The organism is Paractinoplanes toevensis (assembly GCF_018332695.1).
Lineage (GTDB): Bacteria > Actinomycetota > Actinomycetes > Mycobacteriales > Micromonosporaceae > Actinoplanes > Actinoplanes toevensis.
Genome location: NZ_BOQN01000033.1, coordinates 39,533 through 63,549, shown reverse-complemented (window position 1 = coordinate 63,549; position 24,017 = coordinate 39,533). Strand labels below are relative to the sequence as shown.

20 protein-coding genes are annotated in these 24,017 nt (G+C 71.4%); 11 read left to right on the top strand and 9 right to left on the bottom strand.

What is annotated here, in order from left to right:
* Window positions 1-5 precede the first annotated feature (5 nt).
* On the top strand, window positions 6-593 hold the full coding sequence (locus Ato02nite_RS12140) for an SMI1/KNR4 family protein (RefSeq protein WP_213006570.1): 588 nt from the start codon (window positions 6-8) through the stop codon (window positions 591-593).
* A 52-nt stretch (window positions 594-645) separates the two neighbouring features.
* On the opposite strand, the gene Ato02nite_RS12135 is transcribed toward Ato02nite_RS12140, so the two are convergent.
* The 3 genes from Ato02nite_RS12135 to Ato02nite_RS12125 all read right to left on the bottom strand — a co-directional run bounded on the left by Ato02nite_RS12135 (window position 646) and on the right by Ato02nite_RS12125 (window position 7,384).
* The gene (locus Ato02nite_RS12135) at window positions 646-5,403 is read right to left on the bottom strand and encodes a golvesin C-terminal-like domain-containing protein (RefSeq protein ID WP_213006569.1); all 4,758 of its coding nucleotides are present in this window, start codon (window positions 5,401-5,403) and stop codon (window positions 646-648) included.
* Window positions 5,404-5,510: 107 nt separating this feature from the next.
* Window positions 5,511-6,539 (bottom strand): DUF4232 domain-containing protein, encoded by a 1,029-nt coding sequence (locus Ato02nite_RS12130; protein WP_213006568.1) that lies wholly within the window; start codon window positions 6,537-6,539, stop codon window positions 5,511-5,513.
* Between the two features lie 23 nt (window positions 6,540-6,562).
* Window positions 6,563-7,384 (bottom strand): IclR family transcriptional regulator, encoded by an 822-nt coding sequence (locus Ato02nite_RS12125; RefSeq protein WP_246606652.1) that lies wholly within the window; start codon window positions 7,382-7,384, stop codon window positions 6,563-6,565.
* 139 nt (window positions 7,385-7,523) lie between these two features.
* Between Ato02nite_RS12125 and Ato02nite_RS12120 the strand changes: the two genes are divergently transcribed.
* The 6 genes from Ato02nite_RS12120 (at window position 7,524) to Ato02nite_RS12095 (ending at window position 14,440) form a co-directional block, all read left to right on the top strand.
* Window positions 7,524-8,396, top strand: coding sequence for an isocitrate lyase/PEP mutase family protein (locus tag Ato02nite_RS12120; protein WP_213006567.1), 873 nt, complete (start codon window positions 7,524-7,526; stop codon window positions 8,394-8,396).
* Window positions 8,393-8,674 carry a hypothetical protein gene (locus Ato02nite_RS12115; RefSeq protein WP_213006566.1) on the top strand — a complete coding sequence of 94 codons (282 nt, stop codon included), beginning with the start codon at window positions 8,393-8,395 and terminating at the stop codon, window positions 8,672-8,674. The genes Ato02nite_RS12120 and Ato02nite_RS12115 overlap by 4 nt, the downstream gene beginning before the upstream one ends.
* Window positions 8,671-10,071, top strand: coding sequence for an aldehyde dehydrogenase family protein (locus tag Ato02nite_RS12110; RefSeq protein WP_213006565.1), 1,401 nt, complete (start codon window positions 8,671-8,673; stop codon window positions 10,069-10,071). Before Ato02nite_RS12115 ends, Ato02nite_RS12110 begins: the two co-directional genes overlap by 4 nt.
* A gap of 85 nt (window positions 10,072-10,156) precedes the next feature.
* Window positions 10,157-12,016 (top strand): S8 family peptidase, encoded by a 1,860-nt coding sequence (locus Ato02nite_RS12105; RefSeq protein ID WP_213006564.1) that lies wholly within the window; start codon window positions 10,157-10,159, stop codon window positions 12,014-12,016.
* A 15-nt stretch (window positions 12,017-12,031) separates the two neighbouring features.
* Window positions 12,032-13,348: a hypothetical protein gene (locus Ato02nite_RS12100; protein ID WP_213006563.1), complete on the top strand. Its 1,317-nt coding sequence runs from the start codon at window positions 12,032-12,034 to the stop codon at window positions 13,346-13,348.
* A 54-nt stretch (window positions 13,349-13,402) separates the two neighbouring features.
* A complete protein-coding gene (locus Ato02nite_RS12095) occupies window positions 13,403-14,440 on the top strand; it encodes a hypothetical protein (RefSeq protein WP_213006562.1) in 1,038 nt (345 codons plus the stop codon).
* A gap of 126 nt (window positions 14,441-14,566) precedes the next feature.
* On the opposite strand, the gene Ato02nite_RS12090 is transcribed toward Ato02nite_RS12095, so the two are convergent.
* Window positions 14,567-15,469, bottom strand: coding sequence for a hydroxymethylglutaryl-CoA lyase (locus Ato02nite_RS12090; protein WP_213006561.1), 903 nt, complete (start codon window positions 15,467-15,469; stop codon window positions 14,567-14,569).
* A gap of 188 nt (window positions 15,470-15,657) precedes the next feature.
* Between Ato02nite_RS12090 and Ato02nite_RS12085 the strand changes: the two genes are divergently transcribed.
* The gene (locus Ato02nite_RS12085) at window positions 15,658-16,287 is read left to right on the top strand and encodes an isochorismatase family protein (RefSeq protein ID WP_213006560.1); all 630 of its coding nucleotides are present in this window, start codon (window positions 15,658-15,660) and stop codon (window positions 16,285-16,287) included.
* A gap of 53 nt (window positions 16,288-16,340) precedes the next feature.
* Here the strand turns inward: Ato02nite_RS12085 and Ato02nite_RS12080 are convergent, their stop codons facing one another.
* A complete protein-coding gene (locus Ato02nite_RS12080; RefSeq protein ID WP_213006559.1) occupies window positions 16,341-18,419 on the bottom strand; it encodes an MMPL family transporter in 2,079 nt (692 codons plus the stop codon).
* A 55-nt stretch (window positions 18,420-18,474) separates the two neighbouring features.
* Here Ato02nite_RS12080 and Ato02nite_RS12075 point away from each other — a divergent pair, with 55 nt between their 5' ends.
* A complete protein-coding gene (locus Ato02nite_RS12075) occupies window positions 18,475-18,954 on the top strand; it encodes a MarR family winged helix-turn-helix transcriptional regulator (protein WP_213006558.1) in 480 nt (159 codons plus the stop codon).
* Between the two features lie 107 nt (window positions 18,955-19,061).
* On the opposite strand, the gene Ato02nite_RS12070 is transcribed toward Ato02nite_RS12075, so the two are convergent.
* Together Ato02nite_RS12070 and Ato02nite_RS12065 are read right to left on the bottom strand one after the other, a co-directional pair.
* Window positions 19,062-19,442 (bottom strand): hypothetical protein, encoded by a 381-nt coding sequence (locus Ato02nite_RS12070; RefSeq protein WP_213006557.1) that lies wholly within the window; start codon window positions 19,440-19,442, stop codon window positions 19,062-19,064.
* Window positions 19,443-19,492: 50 nt separating this feature from the next.
* Entirely contained in the window at window positions 19,493-19,966 is a 474-nt protein-coding gene (locus Ato02nite_RS12065) for a MarR family winged helix-turn-helix transcriptional regulator (RefSeq protein ID WP_213006556.1), read from the bottom strand.
* 22 nt (window positions 19,967-19,988) lie between these two features.
* Here Ato02nite_RS12065 and Ato02nite_RS12060 point away from each other — a divergent pair, with 22 nt between their 5' ends.
* Together Ato02nite_RS12060 and Ato02nite_RS12055 are read left to right on the top strand one after the other, a co-directional pair.
* Window positions 19,989-20,738 (top strand): siderophore-interacting protein, encoded by a 750-nt coding sequence (locus Ato02nite_RS12060; RefSeq protein ID WP_213006555.1) that lies wholly within the window; start codon window positions 19,989-19,991, stop codon window positions 20,736-20,738.
* Window positions 20,735-21,988, top strand: a complete 1,254-nt coding sequence (locus tag Ato02nite_RS12055) for an MFS transporter (RefSeq protein ID WP_213006590.1) — start codon at window positions 20,735-20,737, stop codon at window positions 21,986-21,988. The genes Ato02nite_RS12060 and Ato02nite_RS12055 overlap by 4 nt, the downstream gene beginning before the upstream one ends.
* On the opposite strand, the gene Ato02nite_RS12050 is transcribed toward Ato02nite_RS12055, so the two are convergent.
* Window positions 21,948-22,376 carry a hypothetical protein gene (locus tag Ato02nite_RS12050; protein WP_213006554.1) on the bottom strand — a complete coding sequence of 143 codons (429 nt, stop codon included), beginning with the start codon at window positions 22,374-22,376 and terminating at the stop codon, window positions 21,948-21,950. The genes Ato02nite_RS12055 and Ato02nite_RS12050 overlap by 41 nt on opposite strands.
* A gap of 108 nt (window positions 22,377-22,484) precedes the next feature.
* Window positions 22,485-23,927, bottom strand: coding sequence for an MFS transporter (locus Ato02nite_RS12045; protein WP_213006553.1), 1,443 nt, complete (start codon window positions 23,925-23,927; stop codon window positions 22,485-22,487).
* Window positions 23,928-24,017: the final 90 nt, after the last annotated feature.

Below are 24,017 nucleotides of genomic sequence, written 5' to 3'. Positions count from 1 at the left end.
TCGGGATGCTGCGAACTGAAGATCTGCTACGACTCGAGGCGGCCTGGCGGGCGCAGGGGGCTCCGATCGCCGGGGATCTCGCGCCGGGGCTGAACGACGCGGAGATCGACGCGCTCCTCGCCGCGGATGAGCTGATGCTGCCGGCCGAGCTTCGGCGCTGGTGGGGATGGCACGACGGGGTCCGGTCGGGGGTCTGGAACGAGCCGGTCAGCCAGGTCGGCGCCGGGTCGTGGGCGTTTCTGTCGCTGAGTGAGGCACTCGAGCAGCGGCGGTCCGAGATCAGCATGGGTGGCGGTGGGTTCCCGGCGGATCCGGACGACTGGGCCGGGCAGTGGGCGCCCTGGTGGCTGCCGGTGGCGCTGGCGGGAAGTGCCTACCTGTTCGCCGACCTCTCCGCCGAAGGGGAGAAGACGCCGATCCATCTGTGGGCGCAGCAGCCTGATGATGTGTTCACCGCGCGGTTCCCGTCGTTCGGCGACGTGGTTGCCGGGTGGGCCGACGGGATCGAGCGTGGCTTTTTCGTCTGGTCGGCCGAGCGCAACGAGTGGGACACGCCGGGCAACCTGCCGACCGAGGTGCTCAGGTTGGTCTGATGGGGTTACCCCGGCCACCGGGACGGTGGCCGGGGCAACGATCAGTAAAGCGTCAGCAGATGTAGAACGTCTTGTTGCCCACGTTCGCTTCTTCGTCGATCAGCGGGATGGTCAGGTAATCGGCGCCGTTGCCGGTCAACTGGTTGTGGTAGCTCTCGGCGACCACGTTCTCGTACGTGCCGGTCTGCATGCCGCACTTGGTGTACATGTTGCCGACCGCTATACCCTCCGCCCGGTTCTCGGTCTTCGGGATCATCAGGAGCCTCGTGCTCAGCGGGGACGTCTCACCGCCGGTGAAGAAGTCCCAGGAACCGCCCTCCTCGGAGGTGTAGAACGGGTATTCGTCGCACTGGTCCTCGGGCCGGGTCGTCGGGCACGACGTCTGGCCGTAGGCCGAGTTCATGTACCAGGTGCGGGTCTTGACCACCTTCGGTTTCTCGTTGGTCCCGTTGACGTAGCGCAGCTTCACCCACGGCGGGTTGGCCCAGATCGCCGCGTCGTCGTTGCGGGCCGCGCCCCGGGCGTCGAAGGAGGTGGGGAACAGGATGGGCATGCTCAGGCACGGGAAACCGACCGCACCGCCCCGCCGGGCCAGGTCGACGCAGCGTTCCGCGGCCAGTTCGGCCTGGGTGTCGGTGATGTCGAACCGGTCGTCGCCGGTTCGGGTGGCGGCGTAGTCGAGGATCCGTTTCTTGGTCGAGGAGACGCTGTCGGCCCGGGTCCACCGGTCCTCGCTGAACGCGTCGGTGAGGACGTCGGCGAAGCCCTGCTGGCCGCGGGCGGTCGGGTGGAAGCTGCCGGTGCCCGGCGTGCTGTCCCCGCTGCCGTCCGAGGTCTTGTCGGTGATCGCGTTCAGCCAGCGGTACCCGTCACTGCCGTCGCAGGCCCACTTCTTCTGGCCGGCGGCGCCGAGGTGGATCGCCGACGAGGTGTCGACGTACCGGATGTTCACGCCCTCGGCCCGGATGTCGTCGACCGCCCGGGAGATGCTGACCGACAGGCGGCCGGCCAGGGCGTTCAGGAACAGCCGGGCCTGCGAGCCGATGTTGTAGCAGGCACCGTTGCTCTCCTGGTCGGGGAACATCTGCGGGTAGCCGATCACGTAGATCGCCGCGTTCGGGGCCGCGTTGTGGATCGCCCGGTAGGTCGCCTTCAGCTTGGCCGGCAGCATGTCCCGGATGATCTTCGTCTCGTAGTCGCGCAGCGGCTCCGGGTCGACGACGCCGTTGCTCTTGCGGGTCAGCTTGTAGTTCGCGCCGGAGCAGTCGCTGAGCGCGGCGATGCACCCGTTGAGGATGTCGGTGAACCGCACGTCGTTGCCGCCGACCGACACCGACACCTGGGTGGTGTCCTTGTCCAGCCAGCCCTGCTCCACCTGGGTGAGCTCACCCCACTGGTATCGGGCCGATCCCCAGTCGGTGTAGCCGGCCGAGTCGGACGAGGACGGTGGGCTGTTGACCGCGTCCCGGGCGATGGCCGTGGTCGTCGCGCCCGAGCAGGCCAGGAAGCCGAAGCTGCCGTAGCTGTGCTGGGTCGCCATCTGCTCGATCGACAACAGCGTGCTGGATCCGCCGGACGTGTCCGCGCCGGGCTGCCGGACCAGCCGCGGGAACGCGTTGGCCTGCGAGCGGTGACACGCGTTCACGGCCGAGCCCTTGGTGCCGTTGGTCCGCTTCAGGTCGGTGTTCTTGTCGTACGGCGAGTTGCCCTCACCGGCCGAGTAGGAGTCGCCCAGCGCGACGTAACGCGGCATGTCCGGGACCGGCGGCCCGCTGTCCCCGGACTCCGGCAGGATGCCGGCGACCTTGGACTTCGACTTGGTCAGCGCGGCCGGCGACCCGAGCGGGCTGAACGCGACCGCGTCGAAGATGACGCTGTCGTCGCCGGTGCCGTCCTTGGCCACCGTGGTCAGGGTGACTTCGGGCGTGCCGGTGAAGTCGAAGATGCCCAGGTCGACCCACTTGTTCTGCTGCCACGTCTGGTTGATGACGCGGTAGCGGGTCTCCCCGCCGCCCAGGTTGATCGTGTACTTCGCCTGTTCGGTCCAGGCTCCGAACTCGGGCACGAACACCTGCACGCGGCGCTGGCCCGACTCCCCGGGCAGCCGCCAGGTGCCGGTCACCTGGAGTTTGCCGCCCTCGTCCGACGAGGTCCGGGTGCTGCCCCGCCAGTAGTGACCGCCGTACCCGCCGCCGATCTGGTGGAAGTCGATCTTCGACGGATAGAGGCCGTTCCCGGCTCCGGCGAACGACAGGCTGAACGTGCCCTGGTTCTCCACCGGAGTGCCGCACGGGCGCGGAGACGAAGCGTTGTAGGGCACGTCGTCGACCACCATGGCCCCGGACGGCAGGCCGCCGGTCGAGCTGTTGCAGTAGGCCGGGTAGCTGATCCCGTCGCTCTCGCAGCCGGTCTGGCCGGACGTCGAGCACCACGGGTAACCCGGGTCGAAGCGGATCTGCTCGTGCCCGCAGGTGTTACAGGCGTTGCCGGCCGCGGTCTTCCAGCCGGCCGGGCTGTGCGCCCAGCACTTCAGGTCGTACAGCCCGGAGGCGTTCTTGTGCAGGCACGGGCCCGGCTTCTCGCTGCTGACGTCCGGGTCGTTCGGCTGGACCCGGGAGTTCGGGTCGCAGGTGTTGTCGGTCGTGCAGAACGTGTACATCGGCGGCTTGACCAGCGCCTTGTCCTCGACCGTGCCCCACCACGCGAAGTTGTAGCCGGCCTTCTCCACGCCCGGCGACTCGGTGGCGGTGATCGGGTTGGCCGCCCAGCCGAGCACCTTCTCCGGGTACGGCCAGTTCTGCGGGTTACGCGCGTCGTCGTAGACGCTCATGAACGGGTGCCGGGCCGGGTCGTACCGCGGGTTGGCCGGGTTGTTCAGCCAGCCCACGCCCCACGGCTGGCCGTCGTTCTTGTTCGGGTAGAAGCCCGAGTTGTACGCCCACACCGCGTAGAACCAGTTCTCGATCGCGGACGGGTCGGCGTTGTGCACCTTCAGCCCGGCCGTGTACGTCTGGTTCCACTTCTCCTGCAGGATCTTCAGGCCGTACGCGATGTTCGCGGTGAAGTCGAGCGCCACCGCCCGCTGCGTCTGGTACGGCAGCGCCACCTCGACCTTGTTGCCGTTCTCGTCGGTCTTCTCGTGACCGGCGATCCGCATCCCGTCGGTCGCCTGGGTCAGGCCGTAGCCGCAGTCGGCGTCGGCCCACTTGATGTCCCAGTCGTCGGACGAGTCGGCATTGTAGATGTCCCGCCCGTAGTAGTTGCCCATCAGCGGGTTGGCCGGCACACCGGGCAGCGCGTACTTGGCGGCCTGCCACATGTTCGACTCCTGGGCGATGATGCCCAGCATGATCTGTGCGGGCACCCGGCCGCCACCGGCCAGGGCCGGCGCCGGGAAGAGTGTCTGCGGCGCGTACGCCGGCATCCCGTAGTTCTTCCAGTTGGCCGGGCGCGACGCCACGTTGTTGAGCTTGCCGAAGACCGCCGCGTCGACCGCCCACTCCACGTTGCGCGGCTTGGGCTGCACGGCCTGGTTGTTGACGTCGTTGCGAGGCACCGAGCAGTAACGCTCGTCCTCGACCGGGTCGTTCGCCGACCCGGCGACGGCCAGGCTCTTCGCCTTGGCCGGGCCGGCGGCGCCGAGCACCGGGTTGGGGTCCCGGCCGGCGATCGCCTCCGGGCCCTGCACCTCCGGGCTCACCTGGAACGCGAGCGGCTTGCCGGTCGGGAGCACCTTGGCGGTGACCGCCAAGCCGGCCGCGGCGTCCGGGTCGGCCGCGCCGGACGCCTTGACGTCGGTCAGGGCGACGTCGCCGCGAGTGGACAGTTCGCTGCCGGCCGGCACGCCGACCGCGCGCACCGATTTCGGCAGCGTCGACACGTGCGCCGGCTTGCCGGTGATGAACGCCCGGCCGGCGTCACCCCGGACCAGGTTGACGTCGGCCACGGTGCCACGGGCGAGTTCGGTGACGGTGCGGCCGACGGCTCGGCGTACCCGGGTCTGGTCTCCGGTCTTGTCCATGAAGGTCACCGCGCCGGTGGCGTCCGGGACCAGCCGGAAGGGCACACCGGCGGCGGCCGCCTGCCGGCTGACCTTGCCCTTGTTCGAGATCCGGACCACCGCGCCGGCCGCGGCGGCGGCGATTCCGCCGCTTTTGACGGGTACGGGTGAGCTCAGCTCGGTGTTCAGCAGCAGCGGCGCGGACAGCGTGCGCTTCGCGGCGTCGACGGTGAACAGCCGGCTCTGCGTGGTGGTGTCGGCCGGGCTCTCCCCGTCCTTGCCGTCGAACTGGGACAGCACCGCCGTCTCCCCCGCGCCGCAGCCGGGGTTGAAGTAGGCGAGCGACGTCTGCACGGCGAGCTTGGTGACCACGTGGGTCTTCAGGTCGACGACGGCGGTGAACCCGCCGCGGTCGAAGAGGTCGGCCTTGTTGGTGAAGGTCCGCGGCGCGTAGACCACGACGAGCCGCCGCCCGGAGCCGGTGACGCAGGCGTTGCCGATCCACCGGTCGGTGTCGAAGCCGGGCTCGGACAGGCTGGCCGCGGTCTCCCAGGTGTAGCCGGTGTCCGCGGTGGCGGTCAGCACGTGGAAGCCGTTGGCGTCGCCGGAGGTCGTCCAGATCCGGTCGGCCGACGTGCGCCAGCCCTTGCCGAGAAGTTTGTCGCGGTCGGCCGGCGCCACCCGGTCGGTGCGGCCGTCGTCGCCGGTGGCGGTGTCGGCGGGAGTCGGTGCGATCGGTGCGGCCTGCGCGGTGCCGGACAGCGCCGGCCCCGAAAGCAGCACCACCGCGGCCCCGGCGGCAGCCGCCATTGACCATAGTCGTTTCATGGGTCCCCGTTTCGTAAATCCAGGGCCGTCGATATCGGCGGCCCCGGAACGGAGACTTTATAGATCTTAGTCGTTGCCGTGTGCCCCGCTCACGTCAGCGGGATGGTGACCAGGCCGACAAGATGTTCGCTGGGCAGGTTCTGCGGGGTCTGGATCCGCCAGGCGATGCGCACGATCCCCTTGGCCTGCTCGGGGATGGTGGTTCTCATCTCGAAGCGGAGCGTGGATCGGGCCGGGACGGCGTCGGCGGGGTGGCAGTTCAGCCGGTAGAGCCGGGCGGTGCTGCTGTTGACCATGCCGTTGGCTTCCGCGCTCAGCTCCTGCAGGTAGCCGGGGCAGGGCAGCAGGGTCACCGGTTTCGCGGTGGGATTGGTCAGGGTGACCGTGTAGGTGATCCGGTCGCCGGGGTGGGCCTGCTGCGGGCCTTCCGCGGCGGCGGTCAGGTCCCACAGGGGCGAGCGTTCGGTCGTCATCGGATCCTGCTCCACGAACGTGTCGAAGATGCCGGCCGAGAGGCTCGAGGACGGCTTGGTGGGGCTTTCGGAGTCGCCGCTGCACGCCGGGTGGTCCTTCGGAGTGATCGTCGCCCGGAGCTCGCCGCCCTCGTTCGGCAGGTTCAACCGCAGTTCGTACGGCGGCTTCGCGGTGCCGCAGAACGGGCCGGACCAGTCGACCCGCATGGACGCCCGGCCGCCCCGGGGCACCGGGACTTTCTTCCGCTTCGCCTCGTCGGTGACGCTGGAGGTGTGGTCCACCAGCACCTCGGTGCCGTTGCTGAACAGGTGGACGTCGGCCGGGCCGGTCAGCACGCAGTCGACGGTGGAGGTGTTCCGCACGACCAGCTCGCCCAGGAGGCGACCGCCCAGCACCGTGTCGCCGGATGCCGTGGACCACCTGTCCAGGCTGCCCCGCAGCTGCGCCGCCGTGCAGGGTTTGCTGTCCGGGGCGACGGTCGGGGTCCTCGGGCTGGGGTAGACGCTGTCGATCGGCTCGTCCAACCACGGGACCGTGCCGTCTGCCTTCCGGGTCAGGGCCTCGTCCGGTGTGGTGGTGGTGGCGCAGCCGGCGGCCATGGCGATCGCCAGGATCGCGGCGGACGCTCTGAGCATCGAAGGCATGGCGGAATGGTGACAGATCTTCGCTAATCCGTGGGTGCCTCGTAGCCCAGTTGGGCGGAGAGCCGGGCACCGGCCGCCAGGAGGTCGTCGACCACCGGCGAGCCGGGTTCCGGCTTGAACCGCAGGGCCGGCCCGGCCACGCTGATCACCGCGACGACGTGCCCGTCGTGATCGAAGATCGGGACGGCCGCCGAGGCGGCGCCGGCCTGCCGCTCGCCCAGCGAGGTGGCGTACCCGCGCTTGCGGATGGTGGCCAGGTCCTTGCGCAGCTTGGCCGGGTCGGTGATGGTCTTGTCGGTCACCGGCTCGAGCGGGTGCCGCTGGAGGTGGGTCTCGAGCTCGTAGTCGGGCACCCAGGCCAGGAACGCCTTGGACGAGCCGCCGGCGTGCAGCGGGAACGGGATGCCGAGGCTGACCTCCAGCCGCAGTTCCTGGTCGGGGACGACCTGGTCGGCGTAGAGCCGGGTGTCGCCGCGGCGCAGGGACAGCGTGGCGGTCTCGTGGCTGCGCTCGGAGAGCCACTTGAGCTCGGGGGCGGCCATCGCGCGGACGTCCGTGCGGGCCAGGTAGGCCCGGCCCAGCGCCACCGCGGCGTGCCCGAGCGCGTAGCGCCGGGTGGTGGTGTCGAGAGTGATCAGATCACGGCTGCGCAGTGCGGTCAGGATGCGGTGCACGGCGGCCTTGGTGAGCCCGAGAGCGGACGCGATCTCGGTGACACCCAGGTCGGGCTGTTCGGTGCGGCCGAAGTACAGCAGGATATCCATGGCGCGCTCGACCGCGGCGACGGAGCGCGACTGGCTCTCGTCCTCGGCCGGGGCGCCCGCGGGTGCGGAGCGGGTGGGCACAGTGAAACTCCCCCGGAACGGATTCGGAACAGACCTTGCGGAAGCCTAGCCTGCGATTTCGCACAGCGAAACGCTGTCCCGCTCAACGGCTGACCGGCGTCGAGGGTGGTATCGCGCCGCACAGCCGCCAGAATGAATCATGAGCGCCGATGAACTGCGGGCATTGCTCCGCGCCGAAACCGTCACCCACGTGCCGGGCGTCTACGACCCGATCACCGCCGCCCTCGCCGTCCGGGCCGGTCACCGCGCCGTGCACCTGTCCGGCGCGGCCGTCTCCGCCCTCATGCTCGGGCAGCCCGACCTCGGCTTCGTGCATGCCACCCAGATCGCCGACCGGGCGAACACCTTGGTGCCGGCCTTGCGCGGGGTGCCGTTGCTGGCCGACGCGGACACCGGCTACGGCAATCCGGCGTACGCCGTGTGGACCGCCCTCGCCTACGTCCGGGCCGGGATCTCCGGCCTGCACCTCCAGGACCAGGCCGGTCCCGAACGCTCCGGGCACCTGGCCGGCACGGAGGTCATCGACGCCGGCCTGGCTGCCGCCAAGGTCAAGGCGCTGGCCGCCGAGGTGCCGGAGATCGCCGTCATCGCCCGCACCGACGCGTACGGCGTCAACGGGCTCGACGAGGCCATCCGCCGGTGCCGCCTGTTCGCCGGCGCCGGAGCCGACGCGGTCCTCCCGGAAGGCGTCGACACGCCCGGCGAACTCGCGAAGATCCACGCGGCCCTGCCCGGCGTACCCATCGTCGTCAATCGGTCCGAAGCCGGCGGCAATCGGCCGTCGCTGACCGACGCCGACCTCGCCGAGGTCGGCGTTCGCCTGGTCCTGCACCCGATGGCCGCGCTGCTCGCCGCGTTGCGGGCCGCGTCGCTGACCTACCGCGCCATCGCCGACACCGGCAGCGCCGCCGGCGTCGACCGGATGCCCTGGGCCGCCTTCACCGATCTCGTCGGCCCGGACGACGCCCTCGACCCGGACGCGCGCTACGTCCCTGGGAGGCTCGAAACGTGAACCGCACCCTGGTCGCCGAGTCCCCCGCCACCTCCCACCCGCCCACCCGGGAGACGCTCGACGACCTCGGGGACCGGCGGGCCGGCCCGGTCGCGATGCTCGACCCGGGTTTATCGATCGGCGACACCCGGTATCCGTACCGGGTGCAGTGCGAACAGTCGAAGCTCACCCCGCTCCTGCGCGACTACGAGGGCATGCGCACCGCCGACCCGGTGCAGGCCCGGTCGTCGCCGCCGAGGACCTCGATGATCGCTTCGCGGTACGTGGTCGACTCATGATCACTCGGGAGAATCCGGCCCGGTTCGACGAGATCGTCGGGTCGGTCGCCGAGTCGTCGCCGAACGAGGTGGACGCGATCGTCTGGGCCGCCGACGCCGCCTTCCGACAGTGGTCGGCGACGCCGATCGAGGACCGGCTCGCGCTGCTCACCGCCGGCGCCGAGGCCATCGAGGACGCGCTCAGCGAGCTGTCGGTGCTGCTCGCCCGGGAGACCGGCAAGGTGCTCGGCGACTGCCGCGGCGAGATCGGCTTCGCGGTCCGCTACCTGCGGTGGGTGGTCGCGCAGGCAATTGCGGCGTACGCCGATGAAGTGATCGACGACGAGCTCGGGCTGCTCATCAAGCAGCGGAAACCCTACGGCGTGATCGCCGCGATCACGCCCTGGAACGCGCCGGTCATCCTGTCCCTGCTGAAGATCGCCCCGGCCCTGGCAGCCGGCAACGCGGTCGTGGTGAAACCGTCGCCGCTCGCGCCGCTCACCGTCGACCGGATCGTCCGGCTCATCGGCGGTCCACTGCGCATCGTGCACGGCGGCGCCACGGCCGGGGCCGCTCTGGTCGGTCACGAACTGGTCCGCAAGGTGGCCTTCACCGGCGGCGCGGCCGGTGGCCGGGCGGTCGCGGCGCTGGCCGGCGACCGGCTCACCCCGTCGGTCCTGGAACTCGGCGGCAACGACCCGGCAGTGTTCCTCGACGACGCGCCGTTCGACGACGCGACGATGGACCGCCTGGTGATGGCCACGTTCGCGACGAGCGGCCAGGCGTGCATGGCGGCCAAGCGGCTGTACGTACCGGCTCCGCGGCTCGGCGACTTCGTCGACGCCTACCGCGCGGCCGCCTCCCGGGTGCTCGTCACCGGCGATCCGCTCGCCGACGGCGTGACCATGGGCCCGGTGATCTCGGCGGCGGCGCAGGAGTCGGCCACCGCCATGCGTCGCGGCCGATACTTCGATCTTGGAATTTTCAACGCCGACGAGAAGACCGGCTACTTCGTGCGGCCCACGCTGGTGGTCTCGCCGGAACCGGACGACCCCATTGTCGTGGCCGAGCAATTCGCGCCCGTGGTGCCCGTTCTCGGCTACGACAGCGAACTTTCGGTGATCGAAATGTCCAATTCCGGGGATCTGGGATTGGGAGCTTCGGTATGGAGCGCGGACGAGGAGCGGGCGGTGGCTTTCGCGCGGCGTTTCGAGGCCGGCTTCTGTTTCGTCAACACGCACAACCGCACCGGCATGAGCCTGCGGGCGCCGTTCGGTGGGGTCAAACGGTCCGGCTGGGGTCGCGAATACGCCACCGAAGGGCTGGCGGAATACGTGCAGACCTGCGTAATTCACGCCCCCGCCGCCTACCGCCCCGGCCCACCGCTCGCCGATGGCCGACCTTTCGTCGCCCGTTAGGGCGAAGGTCGGGTAACCGACTGTGATCGAGGAGCCACGAGGACCATCCTGACCAGCGTCTTCTTCCGACGTTGAGGGTGGCACCGTGGCCGCACCGGAAATTTGGCAGGCGCGCACGCTGGTGGCGATCGCGAGCCTGCCGCCGCACACCGAACACACCGGCCGGCGCATCGCGGTCGAGGTCGCGCTGCGCTACGCCGACCGGTTCGACCGCGACGACCGCGGCTACGCCGGCCTTCAGACGACCCCGCTGTGGCAGCGGGAGATGGCCGCGGCGATCGTGGCCCTGCGCGACGACGGGCTGGTGGAAGTGGTCGCCGTCGACGCGGACGGCGAGGAGGAGGCCGTCGAGTTCGCCGTCACCAAGGCCGGCAAGCAAGCCGTCCGCCAGGCCCGGCAACGGCTGAGCACCCAACCGCGACCGGCGGACGAGGCCGAGGCCGACCTCGACGGCCCGGCCGCCATGGCCGGGGTGATCGCGACTCCGCTGCGCGATCCGGCCGTCCGCGCCCGGCTGGGCTTCGACCCGAACGACCCGGCGATCCCGGTGATGGCGGAGGTCAACCTGCAGTACCGGGCCGGGCCGCCGGACGCCTTCGAACACCTGGAAGTGCTGTGGGGACGGGTCTCCCAGCGCCAGGGTTCCCGCCCGCCGGTGCGGGTCGCCGGGCGCTATCTCGCCGGGCGGCTCACCTGGGACGAGGTCAAGCGGCTGGTGGCGGCGGATGCCGTGCCGGTCACCTGGCCGGAACGCACGATCCACCACATCTGGCCGGACTTCCCGGTGCACCGGCACGTCGACACCTCCTGCGTGACCATCAAGGCGGACGCGGCGCGCAAATCGTTCGAGGCGGACGGCCGCAAGATCGTCTGGGCCGTCGTCGACACCGGGATCTCGCCGCACCCGCACTTCGCGGGTCACCACAACCTGGACGACCCGTCGGTGCGGGACCTGCACCGCTTCTTCCCGCTCGACGGCGACCCGACACCCGAGGGCGCCCTGGTGGACACCTCCGGGCACGGCACGCACGTCGCCGGGATCATCGCGGGCGGGATCGGGCCGTGGCTGCGGGCCGAGGAGGGCCGCGCGGTCTACGTCACCGAGAGCCGCTTCAACGTGGAGAGCACCACCACCCCGCTGCGGGTGCCACGCACGGTCGATCCGGCGTTGCTGGCCGGGATGGCGCCCCGGGCCTGCCTGGTCAGCCTCAAGGCGGTGGGCGGCGGCGGGGGCACCGACCGGGACCAGGTGCACCGGGTCATCCAGGCCCTGGCGTACGTGCGTGAGATCAACAAGGGCAGCGTCGAGGCGATGCGGATCCACGGCGTCAACATCAGCCTCGGCTACGAGTTCGAGCCGGAGTGGTTCGCGTGCGGGCGCAGCCCACTGTGCCAGGAGGTCGACCGGCTGGTCCGGTCCGGCGTGGTGGTCGTGGTGGCGGCCGGCAACTCCGGGTACGGCACGGTCAACGCGGACATGGCGGCGCCCCGCAAGTTCGGGTTCGCGATGAGCGTCAACGACCCGGGCAACGCCGAGCTGGCCATCACGGTCGGCTCGACCCACCGCAGTTCCCCGCACCTGTACGGGGTGTCGTACTTCTCCTCCAAGGGCCCGACCGGCGACGGCCGGGACAAGCCCGACCTGCTGGCCCCGGGCGAGCGCATCACTTCGTGCGCGGCCGGCGCCAATCTGGACGCCGTGGTCGGCGCGGGCCGGGAAGCGCCCGCCGACCGGGCCGTCTACGTGGAGGACACCGGCACCAGCATGGCCGCGCCGCACGTCTCCGGGGCCGTGGCGGCCCTGCTGTCGGTGCGGCGCGAATTCATCGGAGAGCCCGAACGGGTCAAGCGGATCTTCCTCGACTCCGCGATCGACCTCGGCCGGCGGCGCGACTTCCAGGGCGCCGGCCTCCTCGACCTGATGCGGGCCCTGCAAATCGTCTGATGATCGGAGCTCGACATGACCGACTCCATTGCCGGATCGCCGTTCTGGGACGTCGTCTTCGACGCCGACGGTGACGCCGACACCCGCACCACCGACGCCCTGCTCGCCGAGACCGGGGACCTGACCGACCTCTACGTGTTCAGCCACGGCTGGAACAACGAGCGCGGCACCGCCCGCCGCCTCTACAACGGCTTCTTCGGGCTCCTCGCCCAGCAGCTCGCGGCCGACCCGCGGGGCAAGGCCGGGTTCGCCGGGGTCTACTGGCCGGCCAAGCGCTGGTCGGACGAGCCCATCCCGAACTTCGACCCGCCCACCGCGGCGGGCGGTGGCGGGATCGCCTCGGCCACCCCGGCCGCGGCCGGGACGACCGTCGCCGACCCGGCCCTGGACGAGCAGACCCTGGCCGACCTGCTCGACACGTTCCCGGACGCCAAGGACTCGATCGAGCGGATGGCCGCCCTGCTCCGGCAGCCGGCCACCCAGCCGACCCTCGACGACTTCTTCGCCGCCCTGAACGACTTCGCCCAGCAGTCCGGCGCCGGGGAGAACGACGGCGAGGTCGCGTCGGGCCGGCCCCGGATGCTCGAGGACAGCCCCAACGACGTCTTCGCCCGCTACCGGGACGCGCTGGTCGCGTCGGGCGCCGAGATCCACCGCGGCGACGGGACGGCCGGGATCGGCGACCAGCTGGGTGGCCTGCTCAACGGGGCCAAGGAGGCGCTGCGGGTCGCCACCTACTGGGAGATGAAGGGCCGGGCCGGCGTGGTCGGCCGCAAGGGCCTCGGCCCGCTGCTCGGCCGGCTGCCGGCCGGCCTGCGGGTCCATCTGATCGGGCACAGCTTCGGCGCGCGCCTCGTCTCGTACGCGATCGGCGCACCCCAGGTGAAGTCGGTGACCCTGCTGCAGGGCGCGTTCTCGCACTTCGCCTTCTGCCGGCCGCTGCCGTTCGACGCCGGGCGCAACGGTGCGCTGGCCGGGCAGCAGCAGAAGGTCGACGGCCCGGTGACCGTCTGCTTCTCCACCCACGACGACGCGGTGGGCCGCTTCTACCCGCTCGCGTCGCTGGCCAAGCGGGACGACACGGCGGCCGGGCACGGCCTGTTGTGGCGCTGGGGCGGCATGGGCGCCGACGGGGCGCAGGACCTCGACGCGGTCGGCGAAGGCCTCCGGGCGGCCGGGTCGGGCACACCCTACAAATTCGCCCGGAACCGGATCCTCAACATCGATGCCAGCCAGATCGTCCGCACCGGCGGCGCACCCAGCGGCGCGCACAGCGACATCATCCATCCCGAGCTGACCTGGGTCGTTCTCGCCGCCAGCCGCTTCTCGTAGACCCTGATCACGCAGTGTTGTCGCGGCCGGAAAGCGGGACTACGCTGCGTAACCATGGGTAGGTATCGGTTCGCGGTGGTCTTCGCGGCACTCCTGGCCGGCCTCGCGGCGCCGGCCGCGGCGGCCGCCGATACCGGCATTCCGAATATCACCGTCGAAGTGCCCCAGCAGGTGACGGCGGTCGCCGGACGCATCACAACGGTCACCGCGACCGTCGTCAACCACGGCCGGACCGCGGCCGCCGATCTCGTTCTGCACTCCGCCGACACCGGCGCACTCGCGACGACGTGCGGCGACGAGGGCTGTCCGGTCGGCGATCTGGCCGCCGGCGCGAGCCGGAAGTACACGATCTCGTTCACCCCGGCCGCCGCCACCGGGGTCGAGGACATCGCCTCGACGTTCGAGGTCTCGGTCAGCGGCACGACCGGCGCGGTGCTGGATTCCGCCCCGGTCACCGTCGCGCGCACCACCGCCGGGACCGATCTCGCGCTCGCCGGCATCGACGACGTGGCGGTCGACCGGGGCAACTACACGAACGTGCCGATCACGGTCCGTAACAGCGGAACCAGGATGGTCAGTCACCTCGCTCTGGTCCTGGTGGCCGAGCAGGCCCTCCAGCCGGTGGCCGGTTACGCGAACTGCGAGTTCGATCGCACCGACGACTTCTCCTATACGACCGTCACCTGCCTGATCGATCAGACGCTGGGGCCCGGCCAGACCCTCAGCCTGCCGGCGACGACCAACCCGCTGCTGGTCAAGGTGGCGCCGGACGCCGGCGGCCCGGATGAGTACGCCGTGAGCGCGGCCGTGGTCGGCGTCGGCGACACGGCGGCCGGCGTGGCGGCCGCCGAACCCGGACCGCGGTTGACCCTGCGGGCCGCCGCGGCGCCGGACGACCTGGCCGGAGACGTCACCTCGTTCCGGATCGACGTCAGCGCGTCAACGGCCGGCGTCAGCGCCGCCGACCCCGCCGCCGACGACGACACGACCGTCGGCAGCACCGACCGGCTCCCCTCGCCCACCGGCTGGCTGGCCGCGTTCATCGCGGGCGCCCTGGTGGTCCTGATCGCCCGGCGGCGCCGGACTGCATGACGCCCGGAGGCGGGACCGCCGGGCCCGATAAAGACCGGAGGCCGGGACCGCCGAGCCCCATGAAGACCGGAGGCCGGACCGCCGAGCCGATCAGGACCGGAGGCCGGCGGCACGGACCGTTTTCCCTTATGCGGCCGGCGGCGGGAAGTCACCCGCCCTGCCGAGTTGCGCCGGCACCTGCGGCAGACCCAGCTCGGCCCCGATCCACGTGCCGGTCCCGGCCGCCCGGGGCACGGCGACGCCGGTCTCCAGGCCCGAACGGTTGAGCAGGTAGGCCAGGTCCTCGGTGGCGATGTTGCCGGTCGCGGCCGGGGCGAACGGGCAGCCGCCGATCCCGCCGAGGCTCGCGTCGAGGGCGGCGAAACCCAGGCCCGCGGCGGTGATCGCGTTGGCGTACCCGGTGTTGCGGGTGTTGTGGAAATGCGCGCGCAGCGGCACTCCCGGCGCGGCCTCGCGCGCCGCCGCGGCCAGGTCGATCACCTGCGCGGGCACGCCCACGCCGATGGTGTCGGCCAGGCACAGTTCGTCGAGCGGTCCGGCGCCGGCGATCACCGCGCGTACCCGATCGGTCTTGACCTCGCCGGTGAACGGGCAGCCGAAGGCGGCCGCCACCGTGAGCGTCACGCCCAGCCCGGCCCCGCGCGCCCGCTCCGCGACGCTCCGGAAGCCGTCGAGCGAGGCCATCGTGTCCATGCCCTGGTTGCGCCGGGCGAACTCGTCGGTGGCGACCACGACGTAGTTGATCTCGTGCGGCCGGGCGATCGGGTCGAGCGCAAGGATGCGGTCGAGACCACGGCCGTTGAGGACCAGCGCGACGTAGCGGACACCCTCCGGCCGGGGAACGCCGCGCAGCACGTCCTCGGCGTCGGCCATCTGCGGCACCCGGTCCGGACGGGCGAAAGCGGCCACCTCCAGGCGCCGCAGACCGGCGGCCAGAGCCCGCTCCACATACTCGATCTTGGTCGCGGTGGGCAGGACCCGCTTCTCGTTCTGCAGCCCGTCGCGCGGCCCGACCTCTACGATTTCCACCCTGTCCACCCTTTCGCCGCCTGGTCGTCGAGTCGTGCTCCGGGAGAACTTCCGGCCCCGCACCCCGGAGAAGCGAGGTCCTCGCCGAGATTGTGCGCTACCGGCGCGAGCGCACCGGAGCGATACTTCCCCACTCGGCCTCTCCGTCGCCGAGCGGGCGGGACTTCGGGAAATAGAGGTGATCTGAGGTGTCCGACGATCTCGATCGTGACTATGCGACGGCCGGGTTCGCCCGGCGGCTCGGCTGGGGCGTGCGCCCGGCCGTGCTCCTGGTCGACCCCGCGCTGGCGTACACATCAGTTGAATCGCCCTTGTATTTGAAGTCCGGCCAGGCGGCCGCCTCCGCCATGGCGTCACTCGCGGCCGCGGCCCGCGACAATGCCGTCCCGGTCGTCTGGACCAGCGTGCGCTTCGCCGACGAGTCGTGCTCCGAGGCGCCGCTGTTCGCCGCGAAGGTGCCGGCGCTGAAGGTCTTCGCCGACGGCAACCCGCTCGGCGGCTTCGCTCCCCCGCTCTCGCCCGCTCCCGGCGAGCTGGTGGTGGTGAAGCACTACGCGAGCGCGTTCGCCGGCACCTCGCTCGCCGCCTGGCTCGCCTCGCACTCGATCGACACCCTGGTCATCGGCGGTTACTCGACCAGCGGCTGCGTGCGCGCGTCGGCCCTGGACGCCCTGCAGAACGGCTTCCGCCCGATCGTGGTGCGCGACGCCTGCGCCGACCGCGAGGGCGGCCCGCACGAGAACAACCTGTTCGACCTGAACGCGAAATACGCCGACGTGATCGGCTTGGACGAGGCGCTGCCGGCCCTCCGAGGATGAACGGCAGGCAGCGCCTGATCGGCGATGTACGTGACGGCGTCGCTGCCCGGCGTCTACTTGGCCGACACGGCCTCCGGCGTATTGATGCCCTCTTTGGACATTTCCGATTTAACGGTTTTAGCGGGCCACCAGAACCGCTCGCCCAGCAGCAGCGCGAGCGCCGGCACCACGACCGTGCGCACCAGCAGCGTGTCGACCAACACGCCGACGCCGACCACCACGCCGATCTGGGTGAGCACGATGACCGGCAGCACCCCGAGCACGGCGAACACCGCGGCGAGCAGGATGCCGGCCGAGGTGATCACCCCGCCGGTCGCGGCCAGGCCGCGCAGCATTCCGGCCCGGGTGCCGCCCCGGGCGATCGCCTCGTCCCGGGCCCGGGTGACCAGGAAGATGTTGTAGTCGACGCCGAGCGCCACCAGGAACAGGAAGCTCAGCAACGGCACGCTCGAGTCGAGAGCCGGCATGTCGAACCCGGTTGTCAGCAGCACGGTCGCCGCACCCAGGCTGGCCGCGTAACTGATCACCACCGTGACCAGCAACAGGATCGGCGCGATCAGCGAGCGCAGCAGCACCAGCAACACGAGCAGCACCACGGCGAGCACCAGCGGCACCACCACCCGGTCATCGCGCAGGTTGGCCTCGCGCTTGTCGAAATCGGCGGCGGGCGCGCCGCCGACCAGGGCGTCCGGCAGGGCGGCACGCAAATTCCGGATCGTACGGTCGGCCGCGGTCGTTCCGGAGTCGTCGGTGAGCTGCACCCCGATCTGGGCCAGTTGCCCATCGGTCGACCTCTCGGCCGGCAGCACCGCCGCGACCCCGTCGACCTGACGCAGCGCCGCCTCGGTCCGGTCGGCCTGACCCGAGTCGACGATCACCTGGGCCGGCTGGGCGGCACCGGCCGGGAAGTGCCGGGCCAGCGCCTCCTGCGCGACGATCGACTCCACCTTGGTGCGGAACTGCTCGGTCTGCGACAGCCCGACGTCGAGCTTCAGCAGACCGGCCGAGAAGATCACCAGCACGCCGAGGGCGACCGCGAGCACCGCGCCGGGCCGCTTGCCGACCCCGTGCGCCACCCGCGACCACCAGCCGGTCTCGGTCGGGTCGGCGCTGCCCACCGCGGGCACCTTCGGCCAGAACACCCCGCGCGGCAGCGCCACCACCGCGGCCGGCAGCACGAACAGCCCGAACAGCAGCGCGACGACGACACCGACCGCGGCCGCGACGCCGAGCGTCCGGTTCGAGGTGAGCACCGCGGCCAGCAGGGTGAGCAGGGCCAGCACGACGGTGCCGGCGCTCGCGGTGATCGCCGGGGCGGCGCCCCGCCAGGCCCGGGTCATCGCCTCCTGGCGCGACTCGGTGCGGCGCAACTCCTCCCGGTAGCGGGAGATGAGCAACAGCGCGTAGTCGGTGCCGGCCCCGAAGACCAGCACCGAGACGATGCCCGAGACCGAGGCGTCGGTGCGCTCGCCCACGAGCCGGGCGATCCACGGCAGCAGCTTCGCGACGACCTGGTCGCCGAGGCCGATCACGGCGAGCGGGACGATCCACAGGATCGGGCTGCGGTAGGTGATCAGCAGCAGGATCGCGACCACCGCGGCGGTGGCGATCAGCAGGGTCACGTCGGCGCCCTCGAACGCGGCCGAGATGTCCCGGCCGATCGCGGCACCGCCGGTGACCTGGACGGTGAGGCCGGCGGGCCGGGCGGTGGCATGCAGCGTGGCCCGGATCTGGTCCACCGCGGCGTGCTGCGCGTCCGAGTCGAGCCCGTTGCGCAGCTGGATGACCACCAGGGCGGCACGGCCGTCCTCGGACGCCACCGGCTTCCCGACGGTCCCGAGATCACCGAGCGCCGCGCCCACCGGTGCGACGGCTGCGAGGTCGGCCTCGGTCAGCGCGGCATCCGGCCGCTCGAGCACCAGGACGGCACTCTCCGAGCGACCGCTCTCGAACCGCCCGGCCAGCTCGGTGACCCGGGTGGACTGGGCACCGGCGGGCAGGCCGTCGGCCGGCCCCGCTTCGGGCTGGGCCGGTGAGAACGCGAACGCGAGACCGGAGAGAATGATCGTCGCGAAGAGGACTGTGAGGACCCCGATGCGGGTAGTCAGCCAGGCGATCGTGCGCTTGGTCATGGGAGCGATCCTCATTAGTTCGATGACAGAAATTTTCTGTCATGGAAACGATAGGATGTCATCCGTGCCCCCGCAACCCGAACCGCCCCGCGACACCGTGATGAACGACCTGGTCGCCGCGCTGCGCACGTTCACCGTCGAGAGCGACGTGTTCGTCGACGTCTTCGCCCGCGCCCACCAGCTGCACCGCAGCGACCTCAACGCGATCATGTGGATCAGCCAGGGCACCTCCTCGGGCGACCCGATCACCGTGGGTGAGCTGGCCCAGCGGCTGCGGCTCAGCCCCGCCGCGACCACCGCCCTGGTCGACCGCCTGGAGAACGTCGGCCACGTGCACCGCTTCCGCGACCCCGCCGACCGCCGCCGGGTCACCGTCCGGATGAGCGACACCGCGATGCGGGTGGCCTCAGCCTTCTTCGTCCCGCTGGGCGGCCGCATGACCGAGGCCGCCGCCGAATTCACCCCCGAGGAGCTGGCCCGCACAGCGGAGATAGTCCGCCGCCTGACCACAGCCTTCAACCCACCAACCGCCTAGCCATCCCCCACCGCCGCCCCGCCACGCCGCCCGCCGCCCACCGCCCACCGCCTTCCCCACCCTGTCCCGATCTTGTTCAGGTTCTGTTCGGAGCGGACAGCAGATCATCAATGTTCGAGTGGGGCAGCGGCACACGCGGATGAAATAAGCGGCATGTCGTTCTTTCCGGGCACCTGCGGCCCAGCATGTGGCATGCGGCCGGAATGCGGGACCGCGGCCCGGAACCCGAGAGCGGCGACCACCCGACCTGGATACCGGCACCTTGCACCGGGATGCCGGCCGATGCCGCCGGCGAAACCGGCGCCGACCAGGTGCTGCAGCGGTTGCAGGCCACCGCCGACCAGGGCGCCCGGGGTCAGGTCCAGCTCGATGCCGAGTTCTCCGCCGGCCGGCGTCAGGTAGATCTGGTGTTGCACCTGGTCGATGAGATGGGCCTGGATCGGTCCGAGCGCCAGAAGGGCGGCCGTGACCAGCAGAAGTGGAGGCACGCCGCGAAGGTAAGCAATTCCCATCTCCCAATGCGGCATTCACCCGCACATCATCCCTCGGCGCGGATCCGGTCCAGCAGCAGCGCCAGCGACGGGAGGGCCGCGACGATCCGCTCGCGATCCTCGTCGGGCAGGGTGGCGACGGCCCGGACCATCACCTCCGAGCGGCCCTGCCGGAACGCGTCCAGCATCTCCTCGGCGCGGGCGGTCGGCATCAGCAGCACCGAGCGCCCGTCGGCCGGTGACGGCCGCCGCTCGACCAGGCCGTCGGCGGTGAGGTCGCGCACCACGTTGCTGATCGTCGGGCGGGCCAGGTGCAGGTCGTCGGCGAGTTGGGCGGGGGTGCGGCCGCCCGCGTGCGACAGCCGGCGCAGCACGGCGATCTGCGACTCGGGCAGCGCGGGCAGGTGCCCGGCCCGGCGGGTGGCCTGCACCAGGGCCCGGCTCAGCCCCTGCACCAGCCGGCCCAGACGGTCGGGCAGGTCACTGCCCGAGCTTCCCGAACTTTCCTTGCGAGCTCGCATCACACCATGACAGCATAGTTTTGTGGCAAAACTATTCCAAGGGATCCGGCGCGAGCCGCGCACGCCGCGCCGGCGGGTGCTGCGGGTGACCCGCGTCGAGGAGCTCAGCCCCACCATGCGGCGCATCTGGCTGGGCGGTGACGACCTCGAGGCCGACTTCCCGTTCGGCGAGCTCGGTGCGACCGACCACGTCAAGCTGGTGCCGCCCGACCCGGCCACCGGCCGGGTCGAGCTGCCGCCGCCCGGCGGCCCGCGGCCGGACATGCGCGACTACACGATCCGCCGCTTCGACGCGGCCACCAAGGAGCTGGCGCTCGACTTCGTGCTGCACGAGCACGGCCCGGCCGGCCGCTGGGCGATCACCGCGGCGCCGGGCGCCGAGATCGGCGTGCTCGGCCCACGCGGTTCCCAGATCTACCCGGGCGACTGCTCCGACTATTTGCTGGTCGCCGACGAGACCGGCCTGCCGGCCCTGGAACGGTTCGTCGAGGAGTTGCCCGCCACGACGCCGGTCCGGGCGATCGTGCTCGGCGGGGCGGAACGGCCGCTGCACCGCGAGGCCACCTGGCTGCCCGACGCGTCCACCCTGGTCGCGACCGTGGCCGGGTTGCCGCTCGGGCCGGAGAGCTTCGCCTGGGGTGCCGGCGAGACCGGTGAGATGCGCGAACTGCGCACCCACCTGCGCACCCGCCTGCCCGCCGAGCGCGTCTCGGTGCGCGGCTACTGGAAACAGGGCCACGCCGGCAGCGCTCCCCGTGAGGAGGAGGACTGACCGCCGCGGCCCCGAGGCGCTTCGCCGCCCTGCGCAACCCGGACTGCCGGCCGTACCTGTTCGGGGCGGCGCTGGCGATGATGGCCGACAACATCGAGCACGTCATCACGTACTGGGTGCTGTGGGAGAAGTTCCACTCGCCGGCCCTGGCCGGGTTCGAGGTGATCAGCCACTGGGTGCCGTTCCTGCTGTTCTCGGTCTACTTCGGTGGGCTGGCCGACCGGTTCGACTGCCGCCGGGTCATCCAGGCCGCCCAGGCGCTGTTCATGCTGGTCTCGGCGCTGTGGGGGGTGCTGCTGCTGACCGGCACGCTGCAGATCTGGCACGCCTGCGTGCTGCTGGTCCTGCACGGCCTGGCCGGCTCGCTGTGGGGGCCGGGCGAGCAGCTGATGCTGCACGACTTCGTCGGCGACGAGGACCTGGGCAGCGCGGTGCGGCTCAACGCGACGTTCCGCAGCCTGGGCGTGCTGTTCGGGCCGGTGATCGGGTCGGCGCTGCTGCTCGGGCTCGGGCCGACCGCCGGCATCTTCGTGAACATCGCGTTCTACCTGCCGCTGACCATCTTCCTGTTCCGCACCCGGTTCACCGGCCACACCCGCGAGGGCGGCATCGTCCGGCACGCGCGGGTCGGGCTGGTCGACTCGCTGCGGGTGCTGCGCACCATCCGGGCCGACACCACCCTGGTCAGCATGATCGTGCTGGGTGGGCTCGGCTCGTTCTTCATCGGTGCCTCGATGCAGTCGGCCATGCCGATCTTCGCGCAGGACCTGGGCGCCGGCAGCGCCGGCACGGCGTACGGCCTCCTGCTTTTCGCCAACGGCGCCGGCGGCGTCCTCGGCGGCCTCCTCCTGGAGGCCACCGGATGGATTCCGCCTACGGTGGGTGCCGCGATAGCCAGCACCCTTGCGTACGGCGTGAGCACGCTCTTCTTCGCGATGTCCGGAAACTACGTGTTATCGGTGTCGTTGCTGGTGATCGGCGGGGTGGCCAGCCTGGCGTCGATGTCGATCGGCCAGACGGTGGTGCAGCTGCTGGCACCGCCGGCCGACCGCGGCCGAGTGATCGGCGTCTACGGCGTCTCGGCGAACGGCCTGCGGTTCGGCAGCGGCGTCACCGTCGGCCTGTTCGGCGCGGTGGTCGGCGTGCACTGGTCGCTGGGTCTGAGCGCCGCCGCCCTGTGCGTGGGCACGGTGCTGGCGGCGCTGGTGATCAGGCGGCCCGCCAGAGCGCCCGCTCGTCCCCCTGGTTGAGGGTGCAGGTCATCTTCTTCTTCGCCTTGGTGTAGCCGGTCGCGCCGATCGGCGAGCAGAAGGCGTCCGCCTTCACGTTCTTCTGCACCTCGCCCGCCTTGACGGTGGTGGGCGTCGGCACCGGCTTCGGCTTGCTCGGCTTGCTGGTCGGCTTGTAGGTCACGTTCGGCTGGGGCTTGCCGGTGGTCGGCTTCGGCTTGACGCTCGGCGTGACGGTGGCCTTCCCGGCCCCGGTGCTCGCCGATGCCGGGGCCGGCGTGTCCGCCGACGGCGTCACGAACTCCGGGAGGGCGGACGCGTCCGTGTCGTCGCCCGAGGAACACCCACCGGCGAGGGCGGCGACAACGGCGAGGCCGAGCAGCGTACGTCTGGCGCGGAAGATAACCATCCGGACACCTTTGCCGTTTTCCGCGCCCGGGACGATCGCACGTTCGTGCCATTCCGGCTGTCCGGCCGGGGACGGCGGCCACCGGAGAAGGTGGCCGCCGTCCGCCGATCACTCCTCCGGGAAGGCGGCGTCGGCCGTGGCCGAGTGGGTGGGGATGAACACCGCGAGGGCCGCGGCCAGGATCGCCGCGCCCGCGCAGATCGCGAACAGCAGCTGGTAGGCGCCCAGCGATGGCAGCGCGTGGCCGCCCAGGTCGATGGTCTTGGCGGCCAGGATGGCGCCGCCGAGCGCGCTGGCCAGGGAGCTGCCGACGCTGCGGAACAGGGCGTTGAGGCCGTTCGCGGCGGCCAGCTCGGACCGCGGCGCGGCGTGGATGATCAGCCCGGGCATGGCCGCGTACGCGATGCCGGTGCCGGCGCCCGCGATGGTGGCGCCCAGGACGACCTCCCACAGGCTGCCGGTCAGCCAGATGCGGCTGAGGAAGCCGACCGCGATGATCAGCGATCCGACGATGAGCGCGATCCGCGGCTTGAGCTTGGCCGAGACCGGCGACAGCAGCAGCATGATGATGCCGCCGGGCAGCATGCACAGGCCGCCGACCAGGATCGACTTGCCGAAGCCGTAGCCGGTCGCGGCCGGCGCCTGCACGTAGGTCGCGGTGCCGATCAGGGTGGCGAACAGCGCGAAGCCGACGAACAGCGACGCCACGTTGGTCAGCAGCAGCGCGGGCCGGGCGGTGGTGCGCACGTCCACCAGCGGGGATTTGATCCGCAGCTCGAACAGGACGAACGCGACCAGCAGGACGGCCGCGGCCACGAACAGGCCGATGGTCCGGCCGCTCCCCCAGCCCCACGAGTCGCCCTGGGCCAGCGGCAGCAGCAGCGCCAGGATGCCGCCGCCGAGCAGGGCGGTGCCGGCCAGGTCCATCCGGCCCTTCGCGGAGCGGACCGGTTCGGGCACGAGCAGCACGATGCCGGGGATGGCCAGGATGCCGCCGGCCACGCAGATCCAGAACAGGACGTGGTAGTCGGCGTACTCGGCGATGACGCCGGCCAGCGGCAGGCCGAGGGCCCCGCCGACGCCGAGCATGGCGCTGATCACGGCGATGCCGGAGCCGGCGTGTTCCTTCGGCAGGGTGACGCCGATGAGGCTGATGCTCAGCGGCACGACGGCCACCGAGAGGCCGACCACCGCGCGGCCGACGATCATCCAGGCCAGGGTGTCGGAGAGCGCGCAGATCAGTGAGCCGGCGACGAGGGCGCTGAGCGCGACGAGGACCATCCGGCGGGTGCCGTAGAGGTCGCCGAGCCGGCCGAACGCGGGCACCGCGACCGCGCCGACCAGCAGCGTGGAGGTGAGCAGCCAGGCGATGCCGTCGCTGCCGGTGTTCAGGTCGACGGCGAGCTCGCTCATCACCGGGACCAGCAGCGACTGGGTCAGCGACACCATCAGCGCGCCGACGCCGATGACCAGCAGGATCACGACCTGGCGCCCGGTCCAGGTTTTGCCGGGCGCGGTTGGCGGCACTTCCAGCTCTACGGCTTGCGACATGACGAGCTCCCTCACAGCGATGCCTTCGTGGCAGAATCTGCCATGAGGCACTCACTGCCACCAAGTCGTGAGAGCGGGGTCACACGAGGC

Excerpts from the sequence above, each read along its gene's own strand:
- Ato02nite_RS12065 (WP_213006556.1), bottom strand. The coding sequence starts at position 19,966 with ATGCGAGCTCGCAAGGAAAGTTCGGGAAGCTCGGGCAGTGACCTGCCC.
- Ato02nite_RS12140 (WP_213006570.1), top strand. The coding sequence starts at position 6 with ATGCTGCGAACTGAAGATCTGCTACGACTCGAGGCGGCCTGGCGGGCG.
- Ato02nite_RS12045 (WP_213006553.1), bottom strand. The coding sequence starts at position 23,927 with ATGTCGCAAGCCGTAGAGCTGGAAGTGCCGCCAACCGCGCCCGGCAAA.
- Ato02nite_RS12120 (WP_213006567.1), top strand. The coding sequence starts at position 7,524 with ATGAGCGCCGATGAACTGCGGGCATTGCTCCGCGCCGAAACCGTCACC.
- Ato02nite_RS12135 (WP_213006569.1), bottom strand. The coding sequence starts at position 5,403 with ATGGCGGCTGCCGCCGGGGCCGCGGTGGTGCTGCTTTCGGGGCCGGCG.
- Ato02nite_RS12130 (WP_213006568.1), bottom strand. The coding sequence starts at position 6,539 with ATGCCTTCGATGCTCAGAGCGTCCGCCGCGATCCTGGCGATCGCCATG.
- Ato02nite_RS12100 (WP_213006563.1), top strand. The coding sequence starts at position 12,032 with ATGACCGACTCCATTGCCGGATCGCCGTTCTGGGACGTCGTCTTCGAC.
- Ato02nite_RS12110 (WP_213006565.1), top strand. The coding sequence starts at position 8,671 with ATGATCACTCGGGAGAATCCGGCCCGGTTCGACGAGATCGTCGGGTCG.
- Ato02nite_RS12050 (WP_213006554.1), bottom strand. The coding sequence starts at position 22,376 with ATGGTTATCTTCCGCGCCAGACGTACGCTGCTCGGCCTCGCCGTTGTC.
- Ato02nite_RS12080 (WP_213006559.1), bottom strand. The coding sequence starts at position 18,419 with ATGACCAAGCGCACGATCGCCTGGCTGACTACCCGCATCGGGGTCCTC.
- Ato02nite_RS12095 (WP_213006562.1), top strand. The coding sequence starts at position 13,403 with ATGGGTAGGTATCGGTTCGCGGTGGTCTTCGCGGCACTCCTGGCCGGC.
- Ato02nite_RS12075 (WP_213006558.1), top strand. The coding sequence starts at position 18,475 with ATGTCATCCGTGCCCCCGCAACCCGAACCGCCCCGCGACACCGTGATG.